The following is a 19414-nucleotide window of genomic DNA, read 5'->3' as shown; positions in this document are numbered from 1 at the left end:
TTCGTCGGCAATGAATCCCATCATAAAGTTGGATAACCAACCGCCTAAGGGTTTATAGCTAAGCTTACTGCGTAAATCTATGAGTTCCAGAGAGATAGTTTATGGGCCTTTACAAAAGGTATGAGTAAATTTGCTTAACTTAGCAAACTAAAATAAGTTAAAAAGTATATAAAGATAGTACAACATAGATGGCTGCTGACAGGCTACAGAAGGTTTGTATCATAGGGGCCGGGTCATCGGGAATAGTGGCTGCCAAAACATTATACCAGGCAGGGGTTCCATTCGACTGTTTTGAGAAAGGCTCCGGTATTGGCGGAAACTGGCGGTATGGTAATGATAACGGCATGTCGTCGGCCTATCGGTCGCTGCATATCAATACGAACCGGAACGCTATGGCCTATTCGGATTATCCCATGCCGACAGACTATCCCATGTTTCCGCACCATAGCCAGATCATCCGGTACTTCGATAGCTACGTTGATCATTTCGGATTTCGCGATAAAATTCAGTTCAGTACATCGGTGGAGGACGTCTGCCATGTTGCTGACCCTGCCGGAGGTGTAGGGTCATATCAGGTTACAACCAGTACGGGACAGCATCGAAGCTACAAACACCTGATTGTGGCGAATGGTCATCATTGGAATCCACGTTATCCTGATCCGGCCTTTCCCGGCACGTTCACAGGTGAAACGATTCACTCGCATGACTATAAAACCCCGGAACAGATTCAGGGCCGAAAGGTGCTGATCGTTGGAATTGGTAATTCGGCGGTTGATATTGCCTGCGAAGCGGCCCGGCAGTACGGAGAAATCGTCACGATCTCGACCCGTAGCGGTGCTTACATTGTACCAAACTGGCTGATAAGCAAGCCATTTGACTCCCTGGCCAATTCCATCACGAGCCAGTTGCCGCTATCCCTTCAGCGGAGGCTGCTGGGTATGTCGTTGTGGCTGGCACGGGGGCGTCAGGAAAATTACGGCGTGCCAACCCCCAAACGGCCTTTGTTGAGCGAACATCCTACCATCTCTCAGGACCTGCTCAATCTGGCTGGCCGGGGACTGGTGAAGTTCAAACCAAATATTACACGATTCGAGGGCCGTGAGGTTGTTTTCGATGATGGTAGCCGCGACCGGTTCGACATGATTATTTATGCGACCGGGTACAAAGTAACGTTCCCGTTTTTCAAGGCTGGCTTCTTTAATGTCGAACAAACCAACGATCTGCAATTGTATCACCGCGTTGTTCACCCTGATTTTACCGGGTTGTACTTCCTGGGCCTCCTGCAGCCGTTGGGTGCAATCATGCCGCTAGCCGAAATCCAGGCGATGTGGTTGACCAGCCTGATTGCAGGCACCTGTCGGCTTCCCGGCCGTGATCAGATGCTTCGTTCGATCAGGGAAGAGGCCACGAAAAATACGCAGCGCTACAACGCTTCAGCCCGACATACACTACAGGTCGATTTTCATCCGTACAAGCAATGCATTGAGCGTGAGCTACGAAGGATGAAGCAACGGGCGGTAATGGAAAAAAGATGAATGTTATGACTGAATAAAGATAAAGCGTTACTTACTTCTGTACAGTGCGTCTAACACTCAACTAAGTCCATGAACTTTTAGCTTACCTGTAGGCGTTCGACACTAAACCTCTTCGGTAATCTAAAACTCAAGGATCAATCAGGCTTAAACGGCAACGTATTATCGTAATACAAGCAAGTTTTTGGCTGATTGTTAGGAACTTAGTAATTTGGCCATTTTATTAGTACACCACCTGCTCGTATAGCATTCACTAAACAGAAACACCTTTAATACACCGTAACTATGATATCTAAAAAAGCCAAGTATGCTATCAAAGCCCTCAAGGTTTTGACCGAAGAGTATGGAAAAGGTCCCGTCCTGATTTCTTACATTTCAGCAAAAGAAAACATTCCCAAAAAATTTCTGGAAGCGATCCTGCTGGAGCTTCGTAACCACGGAATTCTACAAAGCCAGAAAGGAAAAGGTGGCGGTTATCTATTACGGGTAGAACCGGGTAGAGTCAATCTGGCGCAGGTTTTACGCGTTATCGATGGACCTATTGCACCAACTCCCTGCGTATCGTTCAATTTCTACGTGAAATGCGACGATTGCAATGACGAAGTAGCCTGCGCGTTGAAGCCTATCATGGAGCGCGTCAGGGATGCCAACCTCGGTGTTTATGAAAATACTACGTTGCTGGCCTTCCAGAACCCGTCTTTACTGGAAACGAAAGAGATTGCCATCGGTTCTCCCATTGCCGAACTAGTGGATTCGGTAGAAAACCGGATGACAGCGTAAGCATCGTAAAAGTCGTAAGACGTAGAAGTCGCAAAAGTCATAAGTCGTAGAAGTCATAAGTGGCTGACGCAGGTTGTTACAATCCTGCGTCAGCCACTTATGACTTCTACGACTTTTTCGACTTTTTCAGCTACTCTTCCTCCGGCTGATGCTCCTTCCGGAGTAGATCGTTCACCGTCTTGACGGGATTGAATGTTATTAGCGGAACTTCAACAAAAATAGTGTTCCAGTCGGCCATCGCACCATTCCAGAGACCCGGTAACTCCTGTGCTTTCAGGTCTTTACCATCTTTCGATTTTGCCGTAATAAACCCGGTCTGGGGGTCCCGAAAAGCGGGCAGGTCATATTTACGGCCGTGGTGATCTTTCAGACCACAAACCAGGTCCACCGGATTAAAGTGTGTAGCCTCATCGAAAATGGCTTTCTGTGCCGGGTTTGTCAAGTCAATTTGTGCCGACTCTACCACCTGAAGGGATACCGACCCATCCTGATTTCTGGCCCAGAAGGGCCCACCGCCCGGTTCACCAACATTCTGCACCATACCGCAGGCCCGCACAGGCCGATTTAATTTCTGCCGGAAATACGCCAGCTTTTCTGCCTTTGCCAGCGTCTCGAAGCCATCGGGTGGCAAGGTAAACAGTGTCCGGCGCAGCAGCTCGTCAGCTTCGGATAGATAACCATCGCTCACCTCGTCTGACCCCTCCAGCAAGCTTTGTAGCCGTGCTATTTGCTGTTGTGCATCGAGTAGTACCGTTGCCAGTACTTTCTTGTAGGTAACAGTCGTTTCCTTGATGGCATCAGGTACAACATTGTCGATGTTCTTGATAAAGACCAGATCGGCATCGATGTCGTTCAGGTTTTCGATCAGGGCTCCATGCCCCGCTGGCCGGAACAGTAACGTTCCATCCGTGTTTCGGAACGGTTCGTTGGTCATATCTACCGAAATGGTATCGGTAGACTTTTTCTGCTCCGAAAAGCTGATATCAAAATTGACGCCGAGCCAGGCTTCGTAGTCGCCTTTTTCGTGCTCGATCAATGCTTCGAACCGGCTGCGGTGCTCGGGCGATACTGTAAAGTGGATACGCACCGTTCCGTCGGAGTTAGCGTAGGCCGCGCCTTCTACCAGGTGTTCTTCAACGGGTGTTCGGGGGCCGTCGAGATACCGGTGAAATTTAAGCAGTCCTTTCGGCAGACTGCCATAGTCCAATCCTTCATCGGTAAGCAGAAACCGCAGGACAGCCGTCCGGTCGTTAGCAGCAACGGCTGCGTCGAGATCGGCTCCTTTCGCAGCCATGGCCGCTTTCAGATCCCCGTAAAACGCGAAGTCGGTCAGGCGGGTGAATACCTCATCGGTACTCTTGTCCTGTTTGCCATCGAGCGCGGCAAACAGCGACTTGAACATGCGGGTGGCTGCTCCGGATGCCGGTACGAATTTCACCAGATCCCGTTCGTGAGCCGCCTGATCGAACCGGTGAATGTAATTGGCTAGCTGATCGTCGGAAATGCGCACGATACCATCGCCGATAGTAGCCGCTTTAATGACATTGAGGTAGGGGAAGCCTTGTACGAAATGATGTATCTGCTGGTCGATCGTTTCGGGAGAAATGCCCTGCGCCAGAATCTGGTCCTGGTCCTGCTCAGTAAACTGCATAGGGAAAACGGAGTAAATCGTTAGGAATGTGAGCGGCAAATTGCGGATTTAGGCAATGTGACGCAAATGAAATTATTATAGGTATCGGGACGGCCCGCTACAGGATCGTGAAGCTGTCGGCGTCCAGATTGGCGGGGAACCGATCCCGGAAGGCACGCAGCTCATCCAGCGATACCGTTTGCTGGTATACTACTTCGGAGTCTGTCTGGCGGAAGAGAACCTCCCCTTTGAAGTCGATCAGTGCTGAATCGCCTGTATACTGGTTCTGATTACCATCAACACCCACCCGGTTCACGCCCGCTACGTAACACAGGTTCTCAACCGCACGGGCCTGTAACAGGACGTTCCAGGCGTTACGCCGGGGCGCGGGCCAGTTGGCAACGTAAAGCAGGAGATCATAGGCAAAAGACGTGTCGGTCGCTGCCGGTGATGAGGGGTCAGGGTTGGTATTACGGCTCCAGACGGGGAACCGGAGGTCGTAGCAAACAAGCGGGCAGATGCGCCAGCCTTTCCATTCTTTCACAATTCGGCGCGTTCCGGCGGTGTAAATGCCATCTTCGCCCGCCATCCGGAACAGATGACGTTTGTCGTACACGTCGAATTCGCCGTTGGGCTGCATCCAGATTAGCCGGTTGTAAAAGCTGTTGCCCTCACGAACGACATAACTACCCGTAACAACGGCCCCCGTTTGAACGGCCATTTGTTTCAACCACCGGAAGGTTGTCAGGTTCATCGGCTCGGCTACGGCGCGGGCGTCCATCGTAAACCCTGTCGTGAACATTTCGGGCAGCACGATCAAATCCGTTTGCTCGGGCAGGTTGAAAATACGCTCCTCCAGCATAGCCCGGTTCGCCACAGGGTCATGCCAGTACAGATCGGTTTGAAGGAGGGTGATGTTCATAGTGGGGAGGAGGGAGGAAAGGGAGGAGGGAGGAAGGGGGGGATGGAGGAAGGGGGGATGGAGGAAAGGGACGAAGGAAGGGATTGTACTAGCGCGATTCCTTCCTCCCTTTCCTCCTTCCTCCCTTCCTTCCCCTCTACTTATTTATGAAACTTCATCCGGTACTCGGCATCGGTTTTACCCTTGGTGATATCGGATAGTTTCTTTTTTATGAGCTGACGGCGGAGCGTGGGCAGATAATCGGTAAAGAGCTTTCCGTCGAGGTGGTCGTACTCGTGCTGAATGATGCGGGCCGCCATCCCTTCATACTCTTCTTCGTGTTCAACCCAGTCCGTATCGAAATAGCGAATAACGATGATCTCAGGCCGGATAACCTCGCCCCGTATACCGGGGATGCTCAAACATCCCTCTTCGAAGCCCCAGTCGTCGCCGGCTTCTTCGATGATCTCGGGATTGATAAATACCTTCTTGAAGCCTACCAGCCCCTGATCTACGTCTTCTTCGTCTTCATCTTCGTTCAGTGGCTCACCGTCCACGACGAACATACGAATACTCTGACCGATTTGCGGAGCGGCCAGCCCTACACCCGATGCGGCATACATCGTCTCATACATGTTTTCGCTCAACGCTTTTACGTCGATGCTGCCGGGTTCAATCTCTTTGGCCCGCTTCCGCAGAACCGGGTCGCCGTAGGCAATTATTGGGAGAATCATATCTTTACTAGTGAATGATAACTGATGAGCGATGAATGGCTATAAAAGACCCGCATTCAGCGTTCATCGTTCGTCATTCTTTTTACTTTCCATATACGACTGTAGAATAATGGCTGCACTGACTTTGTCGATGTTGCCCTTTACCCGCCGGTCTTTCTTTGTACTTCCATTTGCAATCATGGCTTGCAACGCCATGACAGACGTAAACCGTTCGTCATGCCAGTAAACGGGAATATCGGGTAAAGCGTTCTGTAAATGAGTCACGAACTTGCGGACGCGGGGGGTATTGTCGGTATCGTTTCCATCCAGTCCTTTCGGCAAGCCCACGATAAATGCATCGACCGGTTCTTTGGCTACATACGTCCTGAGAAATTTCAGCATCTCATGCGACGGTACCATTTCCAGCGCCGTTGCGATCAGCTGAAGCGGATCGGTGACGGCGACACCCGTGCGCTTCGCTCCGTAATCAATGGCTAACAGTCTGCCCATAGTATGACAAAGGTACGGATATCATTGAACAGTTGTCTGCAAACAGCTATCCGGGAGCCTTACCAATGCGTTGGCTACTGCTGACGGATGGCCATAGACTGCCAGGTGGCTACGTCCTGCGGGGTGTCCAGATCGATAGCGCCCAGGGGAAAGGGAACGTCGGCACAATCGTCCGGGTACTGGCGAATCAATTTCCGGGCACCCACATCGCCGGTGAACGATAAAAATTCCGGTTTGTAGCGAATATCGAAAAGAGCTGGTACGCCAAGGTGAGCCGGTTCAGCATAACGACTGGCAATGATACCCCGGCCCGTTTCAGCCCGTTCGCGAATCAGCTGCCGAAGCAGCTCTGTGGTTACGTAGGGCTGGTCGGTCAGCAGGACCAGAAACGCATCGATAGGTTCGTTGGAAAGGGCCGTAAGGCCAACCCGAAGCGAAGCCGCCAGCCCTTCGGCCCAGTTGGTATTAACGACCTGCACCAATGGCAAGCCGTTTAACTCCAGCCCGATTTTCTCCGCGTTAGCGCCCAGTACGACAACGACAGGTCCGGCATCCAGCAGCAAGGCCATGTCGGCCATGGTCCGTACCAGTGTTGTACCATACTGGCGGAGCAGTTGTTTAGGCTGCCCCCCCAGCCGGGTCGAACTGCCGGCAGCTAGGATAATCGTGGCTACACGCATAGGCTAGGCGTCGGTGTCTACTGCGTCGGATGCGGGATAGGCACTGCGCTGGTTGACGAGCCGGTCGTGAATAGGGCCGGACTTGTCTTTCAAAAAGCCACCAGACCGTTTGGTGAAGAACGTTTTCACTTCAGCAATGATCGACAGGGCAATTTCGTCGGGCGTCTCGGCACCGAGATCCAGGCCAATAGGGGCATGAACGCGGTTCAATTCGTTTTCAACGAAAAAATGACCGCTTTTCTCGAACTCGACCTGCATCTTGTCAAAGCGCTTGCGTGGCCCGAGCATACCAATATAAGGTACATCAGTGGTGAGCAGGGCTTCCAGCACCGACCGGTCGTAGTTAAAATTATGTGACATCAGGACAGCCGCCGTTCGCTCCGTAATGGTTAACTGATCGATCACGGCAGCGCGGTCGGCAAATAATACGCAGGTGGCTACCGGGAAGCGTTTGGGAGACAGATGAGCCACACAATCGTCGGTTACCGTCACCTGCCAGCCCAGTTCACGGGCCAGTTTAGCCACCGGAACAACATCGTAACCAGCGCCGAATATGATGAGCTCGATACCGGGATCGATGCGTTCGATAAACACCTCGACCGTGCCAGATTCCATCAGAAACGGCTTTGTCATTGGCTTGCCGGTCTCGAAGACGTCCTGCATGGCAGGCTGTAACCAGGCCGGAACCTGGGTATCCTGTTCGGTCATCATGAAACGCATACCAGGTGCCAGACTGGTCGATGCATCAGCTTTCAGCACCGTAGCCAGCGCCCGCACGTCGCGCTTCTGAACAAACTCGCGCAGTACTTCAACCGGATTCTGCCCGTCGGCTGGATCGATAGGTTCAATCAGTACGTCGATGATACCGTTACAGCCCAGGCCCACGCCAAAACTGTTGGCACCGTCGTCCATCGTGTCGTAGGTGACCACAATGGGCGATCGATCGCGCATGACCTGCCGGGCTTTGCGCAGGGCATCACCTTCCAGGCAGCCACCACTGATAGCCCCTTCCCAGCGTCCATCGTCGGTGATGAGCATGCGGGCACCCGGCCGCCGATACGACGATCCCTCAACCCAAACGACCGTTGCCAGAGCGGCTTTGCGCTCGGTAAAGTCAACTTGCTCATAAACCTCCAGGATGCGTGTAATTTCTTTCATGAACAAAACTCGTTAGTAGGATGGGTGCTCTGGCAAAGTACCCATCCTATTAACACGGGTAAAAAAAATCTGTTCCGTAAAATCAAACCTGTATGCAACTCGCTATACGCTGCCCAGATCGAACGGGAGTTTTCGAATGCGTTTGCCGGTAGCAGCAAATACGGCGTTGGCCAGCGCGGGGGCCAGCGGTGGCAGTCCCGGTTCACCAACGCCCTTGATAACAGGGCCACCCTCGGCCAGGATATGCACCTCAACGGGCGGCATTTCATTGATGCGCACCATTTGGTTGGTATCGAAGTTTTTCTGAACGGCCTGACCGCCTTCAAACGTGATGCCGGCTTTGGTAGCCGCAGTAAGGGCCATCGCAACCGATCCTTCCACCTGTGCCTGCACGGTATCTGGGTTGACAACCGTACCAAGGTCGATAACGCAGTATACTTTATCGACCTTTACCCCGCCATCCTTATCTTTGGATACTTCGACCACCTGCCCGGCCAGTCCGGCAAAAAACTCCCATTGGGCTATCCCGCGTCCTTTGCCTTCAGGCAGTGGCTGGTCCCAGCCCGAAACCTCTTTCAGCTTCATCAGCACCCGTTTGGCATCGCTGTCTTTCGTTAGCATCGCCAGCCGGAAGGCCAGTGGGTCCTGACCGGCTTTGTGGGCCATTTCGTCGATGAAGCATTCGTGCGCAAAGGCCAGCGTAGAGCTTGTTACCGACCGCCAGTAGGTGAGCGGAACGTGAACGTCGGCATGTACATAGCGCGTGTTCAGATTCGGAATTTCGTACTTCTGCTCGTTGGTTGCTTCGAGCATCGTAGCATCGGGCTTCGTTTTGTCGTAGGTCGCATTCATCGTGGCGTCGATGGATGGCGCAATCACTTTATGCTGAAGGGCTACTGCTTTCCCGTCGGCAGATAAGGCTCCGCGCATGGCCGAGAAGGTCATTGGCCGGAATGGTCCGAGCTGGGTATCGTCTTCCCGCGTCCAGACCACTTTAACGGGCTTCCCGATCGCTTTCGATAGCAGGGCTGCTTCTGTGGCAAAATCCTGAGTCAGTCTCCGGCCAAAACCGCCCCCGTTGAACAGGACATGAACGGTTATATTATCGGCCGGGACGTTGAGCACTTTGGCCACCTCGTCCCGAACCAGGTCACCGCCCTGCGACGATACCCAAAGCTCCACTTTGTCGCCGGCGGCATCCACACCCGGCTTGTAATGGGCCAGGGCATTCATCGGCTCCATCGTTGAATGGCTTACGATGGGTGTTTCGTAAAACGCTTCCACCTGGCTGGCCGAATCCGCAAAGGATTTGTCGAAATCACCAACATTATGCCCCTGTACGCCATCCGTTTTGGCTAACTCGCGCAGCTTATTCTCGAAATCGGCCGAGTTGAAGGTGTCATGGCCGTTATGCTTCCAGGTCACCTTCAGGGCTTTCCGGCCCTGCATGGCCGCCCAGTAATTGTCGGCGACAATGGCTACGCCTTCGTAGCGGTTCTTGCCCACGACGCGCTCCACTTTTACGGCCTTCCGAACGCCCTTCACGTTCAGAGCCTGCGCGGCATCGAAACCGACCAGCGTACTGCCAAACACCGGGCACCGTTCGATAGACGCATACAGCATACCCGCTGGTACGCTGGCATCGATACCAAACATAGCCTGCCCCGTTACTTTCAGCGGAACGTCGGGCCGGGGCATCGACTTGCCCAGCATCGTAAACTGTTTGGGATCTTTCAGCACCGGCTCTTTAGGAACCGGAAGTTTAGCTGCGGTTTCGGCCAGCTGGCCGTAAGGAAGCCGTTTGCCGGTGGGCTTGTGCACGATAGAACCCTTTTCTGCGAAACACTCGGACAGGGGCACGTTCCATTGCTGGCTGGCGGCCTGGATAAGCATTTCGCGGGCCGACGCGCCTACTTTGCGCATCTGGGTGTAACCACCCCGGATGGAGCCGCTGCCACCCACCGCCTGCGACCAGAGTTCGCCATACTTGGGTTCGCCCCCGGTTTGCCGGATGGTGACCTTATCCAGCGATACTTCCAGTTCCTCGGCAATGAGCGCCGGAACAGACTGATAGGTGCCCTGCCCAATTTCTGGCCGGGGATTCATGATGATGATCCGCCCCGATTTCTCGATAATAACGTAAGGCGTGAGTTCGGCGGCTTCCGGAAGCGCCAGTCCGGGTTTTGTACTCAGGTTCAGCACCGGGCTGGCAAAAGCGTCGGTCGAGGAAAAGCCCAGGGCAAAGGCGACACCAGTTAAACTGGTTGCTTTCAGAAAACCACGGCGGCTCGTTCCGGTTTTGTTGGCGTTCGTGTTCATCGTTTTCCGATTTTAGGCGTGGACTTTGGCATTTTTGGGGCAGAGGCCATCTCGGCTGAGGCCGAATGAATGGCTTTCCGGATTCGGCCGTAGGTGCCACAGCGGCAGATGTTTCCCTGCATGGCTGCGTCAATGTCGGCGTCGGTAGGTTTGGGCGTTTGTTTCAGCAACGCAGCCGCCGACATGATCTGGCCCGACTGGCAGTAGCCGCACTGGGGTACCTGGTGTTCGATCCAGGCTTTCTGAACGGGGTGGTCGGCATTTTTGGAAAGCCCTTCAATGGTCGTGATTTTCTGGCCTGCCGCTGCCGAAACCGGAACGCTACAGGAGCGCGTTGGGCTGCCGTCGAGGTGGACAGTACAGGCGCCACACTGGGCAATGCCGCAGCCGAATTTAGTACCTGTAAGGCCTACGACGTCACGAATGGCCCACAAGAGCGGCATGTCGGGGTCTACGTCCAGGGTATGAGGCCGATTATTGATGGTAAGTTTTACCGTAGCCATTAGGAATGGAGGGTTAAATGGGTAACGTCAGGTTGCAAAAACCTGAATCAGTTGCTGGATAATGAATCGAAAGTTAGCCGGATAAACGGAAAAATCATAGCTGCATTGCGATCAGACAATCTGGATTGTAGAGCGGGCAAATAGACGTTTCATGTACCTTTGTATCAACAAATGAATCATTTCTGATGAGTGCACACGAGATAGCTACTGCCTACTACGACGCGTTTAATCAAAAAGACTGGGCGGGAATGCTCGCCCTTGTCGATACCGACGTCCAGCACGATAGCAACCAGGGGCCGACACGCTTTGGTAAAGACATGTTTACCCAGTTTCTGAAACACATGGACAACTGCTACGACGAAACCCTGACCGATATAGTCGTGATGGCTGAGCCGACCAACACCCGGGTGGCCTGTGAGTTTACCGTCAATGGTATCTACAAAAAAACCGATGGTGATCTGCCCGAAGCAGCCGGACAAACCTATTCGCTGCCCGCCGGGTCGTTTCTGGCTATCGCCAATGGGCTGATCACGCGGATCACCACGTATTATAACCTGCCGCTTTGGGAGTCGCTGGTGCTGGGAGAAAGTAACTAAGTACGTTGACTACAATGCCTGACTTAACGTTTATGAAGGCGCAGGGCCAAGCGATCGAAGCTGTTCGTGACCAGTTAGCGGCACTGCGTATGACCGTCTTTCGTAATTTTCCTTATCTCTACCAGGGGGATATCGCCTATGAGCGGGCCTACCTGGAAACCTATATCCGCTCCGAGCGGTCGTTACTGTTTGCCGTTCGGGACGGGGACCAGCTGGTAGGGGCTACAACGGCGCTGCCGCTGCTCGATGAGACGGCCGAGGTCCAGGCTCCGTTCCGGCGGGCTGGTTATGACCTTAGTCGTATCGTTTATTTTGGCGAGAGCATTTTATTGCCCGCCTATCGGGGATCAGGGCTTGGAAACCGTTTCTTCGATGAGCGCGAAGCCCACGCCCGTCAGTTCGGGACCTACACCACAGCCTGTTTTTGCGCCGTTCAACGTCCCGCCGACCATCCCCTTCGCCCCAAAGACTACAAACCCCTCGATGCCTTCTGGATCAAACGGGGCTATACCTGCCGTCCCGACCTGAACACCACGTTCGACTGGCCCGACCGGGGCGAAACTGAATCGACCCCCAAAGCGATGACCTACTGGACCCGGCCGCTGTGAATGCAACTGTTGGCTACCCGGTCGTTTTGCATGAGAAGCTTCATTCCTTAACATAAACACTTATCGGGCAGTTGTTTCATTGAACACTACACATACGTAAAGATGGAGTCAACCGCAGCAGCAGAGCGTGAGCTTGGGATAGGGGTCATTGGAATGGGCGGCTTCGGGCTGTTTGCCGTTCAGCAGTTTGTTCAGCAACCGGGGGTTCGTCTGGTGGCTATTGCCGGCTCGAAGCGGGAAGAAGCCATCCGAACGGCTCAACGGTTCGGAGCCGAGCAGCTGGGCAGTCTGGACGAGCTGGTAAACCATCCCGATATTGACATCGTGTACATTGCTACGCCCCCGTTTATGCACTATGAGCAGGGGATGCTCGCATTGAAGGCGGGTAAAAACGTTATCTGCGAAAAGCCGCTGGCTATGAATCCCGAGCAGGGAGCCGAAATGCTGGCCCTGGCCAGAGAAAAAGGGTTGCTGATGGTAACGAACCTGATGCAACGCTACAACCCCATGTTTGCCCGGGTCAGGCAACTCATCGATAAAGGGCTGCTGGGCGACTTTTTACATGGCTATTTCGAAAACTACGCCGGTGACGAAGGTCTTTCGCCCGAACACTGGTTCTGGGATCGTGAAAAAAGCGGGGGTATCTTCATCGAGCATGGGGTTCACTTCTTCGATATGTTTGCCGGCTGGTTTGGTGCGGGTACCGTAAAGGCCGCGCAGGTCATCAAACGCCCCAACAGTGCTGATATCGAAGATCAGGTGCAGGCTACGGTGGAGTATGGCGACGATGAAACCGGTCGTAAACTGGTAAACTTCTACCATGGCTTTACCCAGACGGGCCGTATGGACCGGCAGGAAATGCGACTCGTGTTTGAACGGGGCGACATTACGCTCCATGAATGGGTTCCAACGCGTATGATTCTTCGTTGCGTGGCCGATGAAGCGACAACCCGCGAGTTGATGCTGCTTTTTCCGGGAGCCCAGCTGAACGTTACCGCCAACATATCCGGTAAAGACCTGCCTTTGCATGGCCGGCATAAAGCATTCGATGCGTATCAGCAGCTGGAAATGAAGTTCGGTTTCGAGCAGGAGAAACAGCATTTGTACAGCGAGTTGCTGCGGCTGATGTTCCGTGATCAGGTGAGCGGGCTCAAATATCCCGAGACGCACCGGATTATTACGGAGGAGAACGGATTACGCTCGCTCGAAACGGCAGCCGAAGCCGATCGGATGGCAAGAGGGTAGGCAACGTTTATGAAACAGCGTCAGAAGGTGGACTGAATTAATAAAAAAAATTAATAACAAACGTAAACGCCGTCGCTTACAGGCAATAACTCCTTTATTTTTTGCGACATTTGCGTTGTCTTACCAATTCTCTCCGCATAGCGCATGATTACGGAGTCTCCTTTACTCGACAGCCCTGAAGGGCAATTGCCGGGCACGTCGCCCAACGGTGGTCCAATTCAGTCGGCTATCACCTACGAAAAGATCCCAACGCATATTTATGCGGACGCAAAAGATGCATCGCGGGCCGTCGCTCATGAAATTGCCGACCTGATCCGGCAGAAACAGAGCGAAGACAAACCTTGTATACTGGGCCTGGCTACAGGCTCATCGCCAAAAACGGTATATGCCGAGCTGATTCGGATGCACCGCGAAGAAGGGCTTAGCTTTCGAAACGTCGTTTCGTTCAATCTGGACGAATACTACCCGATGGAACCAGACTCGTTGCAGAGTTACGTCAGGTTCATGAAAGAGCAGCTATTCGACCATGTCGACATGCCAGCGGGAAACTACCACCTGCCCGACGGTACCGTCGGAGTCGATAAAGTTGGTGAGTTTGCCCGGCAGTACGAAGCCGAAATCGAAGCGGCTGGCGGACTGGATTTTCAGTTGCTGGGTATTGGCGGAAATGGCCATATCGGGTTCAACGAACCGGGATCGCTGATCAACTCACACACCCGCCTGATGATGCTCGACAACTCGACGCGGGCTGCTGCATCGGTCGATTTTGGCGGGTTGCCGAAAACCCCGCGTAAAGCCATTACGATGGGCGTTTCGAGCATTCTGGGTGCCCGGCGCGTAGTGTTGCTGGCCTGGGGCGAACGCAAAGCACCCGTAATTCGCGGAGCTGTAGAAGGTCTGGTAACGGAGTTGAACCCCGCGTCTTACCTGCAAACCCACCCCAACGCGCTCTTTGTCATCGACGAAGCGGCTGCCTCGGAGCTGACCCGCATGAAAACACCCTGGCTGGTGGATTCGGTCGAGTGGGATAACAAGATGAAAAAGAAGGCGGTCACCTACCTGTCGCTGGCGTTGAGCAAACCGGTTTTGAAACTAACCGATCGCGACTACAACGACAATGGTATGAGTGATCTGCTGGCCCAGTATGGTCAGGCCTACGATATCAACATCGACGTATTCAACCAGCTTCAGCATACCATTACCGGCTGGCCGGGCGGCAAACCCAATGCTGACGATACCAACCGCCCCGAGCGTGCCTCACCAGCCAAAAAACGCTGCCTGATTTTCAGCCCCCACCCCGACGATGATATTATCTCGATGGGTGGTACGTTCCAGCGGCTCGTCGACCAGGGCCACGAGGTGCATGTTGGTTACCAAACATCGGGTAACATTGCCGTTGCTGATGATGAAGCGCTTCGTTTCGCCGATTATGTGGTCGATTTCAACTCGAAATTCGGCATCAAAAGTCCTGAGGCCACCCGGATTTTTCAGGATGCGGCTGCATCGCTTCGCGAGAAGAAAGATTCCGAGATGGACACTGCTGAGGTGCGCTATGTAAAAGGGCTTATCCGTATGGGTGAAGCGAAATCGACCTGCCGGTTCGTAGGCGTTCCGGTCGACCGGGCGCATTTTATGAACATGCCCTTCTACGAAACAGGAACGGTCGCTAAAAAACCACTCAGCGAAGACGACATTCAAATTACAATGGCGTTGATCGAAGAAGTTAAGCCGCAACAAATCTACGCGGCTGGTGATCTTGCCGATCCACACGGTACACACAAAGTTTGTCTGGATGCCATTCTGGAAGCGGTTCGGCGCTTAAAGCAGTCGGACGCGACCCCGGAAAACTTTATGAAAGATTGCTGGGTATGGCTATACCGCGGTGCATGGGCCGAGTGGGACATTCACGAAATAGAAATGGCCGTACCTATGTCGCCCGATCAGGTGATGAAAAAGCGCCTGGGTATTTTCAAGCACCAGTCGCAGAAAGACGGCGTTGTTTACCAGGGTACCGATTCGCGGGAGTTCTGGCAACGGGCCGAAGAGCGCAACCGCGCTACGGCTGGTCTTTATAACCGGCTGGGCCTTGCCGAGTACGAAGCAATGGAAGCGTTCGTGCGCTGGCGCTTCTAACGTACTGCGGATTTCAGTCCGCTTTAGTATGTACAGATTCGTATATTGTATACACTAAAGCGGACTAAAGTCCGCAGTACGCTAGATCCCACCAACGATGAAAACGGAATACTATCGGAGACTGCCCCATCTACACTATGTTGGGGCAGTCTTTTTTATAACCTTTAATCTGCGGGGAGCTATTCCGGCGGAGGTTGTCGCTCGTCTTGCCGGAGAAAAGCAGGTAGCCCTGTTAGCCCTGAAAAGATCGGGTGGCGACACGGAAGAACTGTACAAAGAGCACAAACGTCACTTCGCTCGTATCGATCATATCCTGGATACGCTTCAGTATGGTCCTGATTGGCTGAAGAATCCATCTGTTGCGGAATCCGTCAAGAATAAACTACATCAATACGATACGGCTAACTACGAGTTGCTGGCTCATTGTATAATGGCCAATCATGTGCACATCGTTGTCGATACGGCTGTTCAGTTGGATGGCCTGACTACCAACGACACGATTACATCGGCAAATTATACACAGCTTCACGTAACGTTGAAGCACATCAAAGGTGGATCCGCCCGTGTGGCAAATCAACTGCTCGATCGAACCGGCGCGTTTTGGCAACCCGAAAGTTATGATCACTACGTCCGGAATAGCGCCGAGTTACAGCGAATTATCAATTACACGTTACAAAACCCGGTGAAAGCGGGTCTCGTTGAAACCTGGGAAGAGTGGCCCCACACCTATCTGAGTCCAGCGTATCGAACGTAACGCGGACTTCAGTCCGCTGTCATGCTGTTTAAGGCGGACTGAAGTCCACGTTACGTTAGGATAGGGGTTGAGCAAAACTGATCAGGGCGGTAGCCAGATAGGTCAGGTCTTTGCTAAACTGTCCTTCATAATTGTTGGCGTAGTCCTGCGCCAGACCCGCCAGGTCCCGCATTGCCCGCTCGGTAGCACGCATGTCGTTTGCCTGGAGCGCATCGCGAAGCTGCGTCAGAGGAATTTCGATCCATTGCGTATTCTGATCGAAACGAACGGCGGTAATCCAATCTTCTACCAGCGATGCGCCCGACTGGGGCGTGGTAGCAACAGCACCATTGCCAAGCATTTCCAGCGTACCGTTAAAGAGCATCTGCACCCGGTCGCCCGGATTTTGCAAATCGTACAGCGGCATGTTGCCGGGCTGATTTCCGTCCTCCTCATCGCTATTTTGAATACCACCGAGATCAGTAGCAAACGAGCGAAGTGAATCGGCCAGCTGGATCATTTCTTCGGCCTTGGTACCGGTAAACTTACGGGCAATCGTTTGTGTATGATTAGCCAAACTGTTGAGCAGTTGGGTGACTCGCGCGGCATCGGGTTGGGGATTGATCAACTCGTCGTACAACTCGCCCAGCTGCTCGGATAACGGTTGGGCATCGTCTACGTTCTTCAACGCCGTAATCCATGATTTTATCAGGTCAGCCCCGGTAGCAGGAGCAACATTCTGTTGAGACATTGTCTGCAGGGTGCTATGCAGTATCGATTGCGGATTCGCCTGTGCCATGTTCGTTGAGTAGATGAGTTGAGTTTACACGGAGAAAACCGTTCGTAACCCGTAATGTTTAAACGGCTATTTAGCCAATTGAGGCATTGGAACGGATGAAGTTTACGGAAACTCAATTCATTAAATTTCGTCTGTCTGATTTAATATAATATGAAAAATGGATATAATTGCAGTGATATATAATAGTTATATTATATAGCTAATAGACGCTTATCCGGCAATCACCTTATCGACCTATGACTAAACAGGAAAAAATACGAACGGCGCGCCTGTTCTTATTGCATGAATTTATCCGGGATCATTTTACCAAATCCGACTGGATCAAGATTGGCTATTTGACCGACAGCCTCGAATTGATCGAAGACCATCCCCGTTTGTTACGCAGTCTGGATTTCGCCGACGACGATTATGAAGGAAACAGCTTACAGGTGCTGTCTAAACTAATTAGCGAGAGCAACAGCAATCTGGGGGAGATCGAGCGCTTTATCGAAGCGAAAAAGTTAAATCCGGTCAAGCCGATCCGCGAATTTATTTCGACGGTGCAGCCCCGTATACCCGAGCGTGTCATTACGTTTGCCCCGGACGTATTTCGGGTTCCCGAACGATCGGTCGAAACCAACGTGCTATCGGTAATGATGCCTTTTGAGAGCAAGTTTTCGGGAACCTATGCGGCCATTCGCGCGGTATGTGCCAGACTCAGGATTGAGTGCCGACGGGCCGACGACATCTGGGATAACAGCATCCTGATCCAGGACGTGTTTGAGCTGATTTTTACATCCCGCGCTGTCATCACGGATTTTACCGACCGGAATCCAAACGTGTTCTACGAAACCGGCGTGGCCCACACGCTGGGTAAACTCGTTATCCCGATTACGCAATCGGTAGGGGATATTCCCTTCGATCTGCGCCACCACCGTGCGCTCACCTACCTGCCCAATGCGGAGGGGTTGTTGAAGTTGGAGATTGATCTGGAGAAAAAACTCGCGAAGGTGTTTACTTAGCGGTTTGTTACGCTCATCTCACCTTTTCCGTTCGTGAAGCAACAACGTCTCCTATCCCTCGATGCCTTTCGCGGCCTGACTGTGGCGGGTATGATTCTGGTCAATAATCCCGGCGACTGGGCGCATATCTACCCCCCGCTCGAACACGCACCCTGGAACGGCTGGACACCTACTGACCTAATCTTTCCATTTTTCCTGTTCATCGTAGGGGTCTCGATAACATTTGCGCTCAGCGGAAAAGAAGGGGACCGGATGGCAGTAGGTAAAATCGTGAAACGAAGCCTGACGCTGTTTCTGCTGGGTTTATTTCTTAATTTCTTTCCCCGATTCGACATCATGACGGTGCGTATTCCGGGTGTGCTGCAACGTATTGCGCTGGTTTACCTGGTCTGTTCACTGCTCTACCTGAAGACAACACCCCGCCAGCAACTTTATATCCTGGCAAGTATCCTGATCGGGTATTGGCTGCTGATGACGGTAGTGCCGGTGCCGGGCATCGGTTATGCCAACCTTGAACCAACAACGAACCTTGCGGCCTGGCTCGACCGGGTTATCATCACCCCGGCGCACGTATACAAAGCCACGAAGGTATGGGACCCCGAAGGGCTGCTGAGTACGCTTCCCGCCGTTGGAACGGGTATGCTGGGCCTGCTGACCGGCACATGGCTGCGGAGTGACCGGCCAGCTACTGATAAAGCAGCCTGGCTTTTTGCCGCTGGTAGCGGCCTGACATTGGGCGGGATCGTCTGGGATAGCTTCTTTCCGATCAACAAAGCGCTGTGGACATCCTCGTATGTCCTGCTGGCGGGGGGACTGGCCATGCTTGGCCTGGCCCTGAGTTACTGGTTGATCGACGTGAAGCACTACCGACGGGGCGTTTTGCCGTTCGTGGCTTTTGGTGTCAATGCCATCACCGTATTTTTTCTGTCGGGGCTGATTCCACGGATGATGAGTCTCATTAAAGTGACGGGCGCGGGCGGCTTGCCCCAGGGTCTGAAAGAGTATTTGTATCAGACATTCATTGCACCCCCGTTTGCCGATCCAAAAAATGCATCGCTGGCCGGGGCATTGACGTTCGTGCTGATCTGGTTCGTGATCCTCTGGCTCATGTACCGGAAAAACGTGATCATCAAGGTGTGACCCGGCACCGGGACGATATCAAACAACAGATCGAGCGCATCCTGAACTGGGGTCCGTCGGAACACTGGCAGCTGCGGGATTTCGGGGTTTTGAGTGAGCTGGTGCTGGTTCGTACAAAACAGCGCGTGAACGGCCGCGATCTGCAAACGTTCTGGCATTCGCCCGCGACGGCATCTCCGGCCCTGTTAAATGCGCTCGCTCGCTTTGCTGACTATGACGACTGGAACGACTTTTGTCGGCGAAATGCCTACGGTGTTGTCGATACCGACGATGAAACCCAGCTTACCCACATGCCGGGCTGGGAAATCCCAATAAACTGGGTCATTATAATCTGCTGGCTGTCGGTGCTGGCGTCGATACTGATCGGTATTCTGCTGGTTTGGAAACGGTAGAGGAGATGTCGGTTATTGGGTAAACGTTTCAGCTTTACACG

At 53.0% G+C, this 19414-nt stretch carries 19 protein-coding genes; 10 read left to right on the top strand and 9 right to left on the bottom strand.

Annotation, left to right across the window (positions count from 1 at the left end; all coding sequences use genetic code 11):
* Positions 1-188 precede the first annotated feature (188 nt).
* Together FH603_RS03080 and FH603_RS03075 are read left to right on the top strand one after the other, a co-directional pair.
* Entirely contained in the window at positions 189-1535 is a 1347-nt protein-coding gene (locus FH603_RS03080; protein ID WP_186735977.1) for a flavin-containing monooxygenase, read from the top strand.
* A 282-nt stretch (positions 1536-1817) separates the two neighbouring features.
* Positions 1818-2312, top strand: a complete 495-nt coding sequence (locus tag FH603_RS03075; protein WP_186735975.1) for an RrF2 family transcriptional regulator — start codon at positions 1818-1820, stop codon at positions 2310-2312.
* A gap of 130 nt (positions 2313-2442) precedes the next feature.
* On the opposite strand, the gene FH603_RS03070 is transcribed toward FH603_RS03075, so the two are convergent.
* From FH603_RS03070 to FH603_RS03035, 8 genes are all read right to left on the bottom strand, one after another.
* Positions 2443-3963, bottom strand: a complete 1521-nt coding sequence (locus tag FH603_RS03070; protein WP_186735973.1) for a DUF4301 family protein — start codon at positions 3961-3963, stop codon at positions 2443-2445.
* A gap of 97 nt (positions 3964-4060) precedes the next feature.
* Complete coding sequence (locus FH603_RS03065) at positions 4061-4864, bottom strand: amidohydrolase (RefSeq protein ID WP_186735971.1); 804 nt, start codon at positions 4862-4864, stop codon at positions 4061-4063.
* Between the two features lie 140 nt (positions 4865-5004).
* Positions 5005-5577, bottom strand: a complete 573-nt coding sequence (gene def / locus FH603_RS03060) for a peptide deformylase (RefSeq protein ID WP_186735969.1) — start codon at positions 5575-5577, stop codon at positions 5005-5007.
* Positions 5578-5640: 63 nt separating this feature from the next.
* Positions 5641-6066 (bottom strand): Holliday junction resolvase RuvX, encoded by a 426-nt coding sequence (gene ruvX / locus FH603_RS03055; RefSeq protein ID WP_186735967.1) that lies wholly within the window; start codon positions 6064-6066, stop codon positions 5641-5643.
* Positions 6067-6140: 74 nt separating this feature from the next.
* Positions 6141-6746: a nucleotidyltransferase family protein gene (locus FH603_RS03050; RefSeq protein WP_186735965.1), complete on the bottom strand. Its 606-nt coding sequence runs from the start codon at positions 6744-6746 to the stop codon at positions 6141-6143.
* A gap of 3 nt (positions 6747-6749) precedes the next feature.
* A complete protein-coding gene (locus FH603_RS03045; protein WP_186735963.1) occupies positions 6750-7904 on the bottom strand; it encodes an XdhC family protein in 1155 nt (384 codons plus the stop codon).
* 102 nt (positions 7905-8006) lie between these two features.
* Positions 8007-10223 (bottom strand): xanthine dehydrogenase family protein molybdopterin-binding subunit, encoded by a 2217-nt coding sequence (locus tag FH603_RS03040; protein ID WP_186735961.1) that lies wholly within the window; start codon positions 10221-10223, stop codon positions 8007-8009.
* Complete coding sequence (locus FH603_RS03035) at positions 10220-10726, bottom strand: (2Fe-2S)-binding protein (protein ID WP_186735959.1); 507 nt, start codon at positions 10724-10726, stop codon at positions 10220-10222. The genes FH603_RS03040 and FH603_RS03035 overlap by 4 nt, the downstream gene beginning before the upstream one ends.
* Before the next feature lie 185 nt (positions 10727-10911).
* Between FH603_RS03035 and FH603_RS03030 the strand changes: the two genes are divergently transcribed.
* From FH603_RS03030 to FH603_RS03010, 5 genes are all read left to right on the top strand, one after another.
* On the top strand, positions 10912-11322 hold the full coding sequence (locus FH603_RS03030; protein ID WP_186735957.1) for a ketosteroid isomerase-related protein: 411 nt from the start codon (positions 10912-10914) through the stop codon (positions 11320-11322).
* Positions 11323-11336: 14 nt separating this feature from the next.
* Complete coding sequence (locus FH603_RS03025) at positions 11337-11930, top strand: GNAT family N-acetyltransferase (protein WP_186735955.1); 594 nt, start codon at positions 11337-11339, stop codon at positions 11928-11930.
* Positions 11931-12032: 102 nt separating this feature from the next.
* Positions 12033-13175 carry a Gfo/Idh/MocA family protein gene (locus tag FH603_RS03020; protein WP_186735953.1) on the top strand — a complete coding sequence of 381 codons (1143 nt, stop codon included), beginning with the start codon at positions 12033-12035 and terminating at the stop codon, positions 13173-13175.
* Between the two features lie 144 nt (positions 13176-13319).
* Entirely contained in the window at positions 13320-15308 is a 1989-nt protein-coding gene (gene nagB / locus FH603_RS03015; protein ID WP_186735950.1) for a glucosamine-6-phosphate deaminase, read from the top strand.
* A gap of 97 nt (positions 15309-15405) precedes the next feature.
* Positions 15406-16062 (top strand): transposase, encoded by a 657-nt coding sequence (locus tag FH603_RS03010; protein ID WP_186735948.1) that lies wholly within the window; start codon positions 15406-15408, stop codon positions 16060-16062.
* 55 nt (positions 16063-16117) lie between these two features.
* Here FH603_RS03010 and FH603_RS03005 read toward each other — a convergent pair whose 3' ends face one another.
* Entirely contained in the window at positions 16118-16840 is a 723-nt protein-coding gene (locus FH603_RS03005) for a hypothetical protein (RefSeq protein ID WP_186735946.1), read from the bottom strand.
* A gap of 236 nt (positions 16841-17076) precedes the next feature.
* On the opposite strand from FH603_RS03005, the gene FH603_RS03000 reads away from it, so the two are divergent.
* The 3 genes from FH603_RS03000 (at position 17077) to FH603_RS02990 (ending at position 19373) form a co-directional block, all read left to right on the top strand.
* Positions 17077-17841 carry a hypothetical protein gene (locus tag FH603_RS03000; protein WP_186735944.1) on the top strand — a complete coding sequence of 255 codons (765 nt, stop codon included), beginning with the start codon at positions 17077-17079 and terminating at the stop codon, positions 17839-17841.
* A 90-nt stretch (positions 17842-17931) separates the two neighbouring features.
* Positions 17932-18981, top strand: a complete 1050-nt coding sequence (locus tag FH603_RS02995) for an acyltransferase family protein (RefSeq protein ID WP_186736102.1) — start codon at positions 17932-17934, stop codon at positions 18979-18981.
* On the top strand, positions 18978-19373 hold the full coding sequence (locus tag FH603_RS02990; protein WP_186735942.1) for a hypothetical protein: 396 nt from the start codon (positions 18978-18980) through the stop codon (positions 19371-19373). The genes FH603_RS02995 and FH603_RS02990 overlap by 4 nt, the downstream gene beginning before the upstream one ends.
* The last annotated feature ends 41 nt before the right edge of the window (positions 19374-19414 follow it).

Source organism: Spirosoma utsteinense (assembly GCF_014282275.1).
Lineage (GTDB): Bacteria > Bacteroidota > Bacteroidia > Cytophagales > Spirosomataceae > Spirosoma > Spirosoma utsteinense.
Note: the sequence above shows the minus strand (reverse complement) of the source record. Positions and strands in the feature narration are given on the sequence as shown.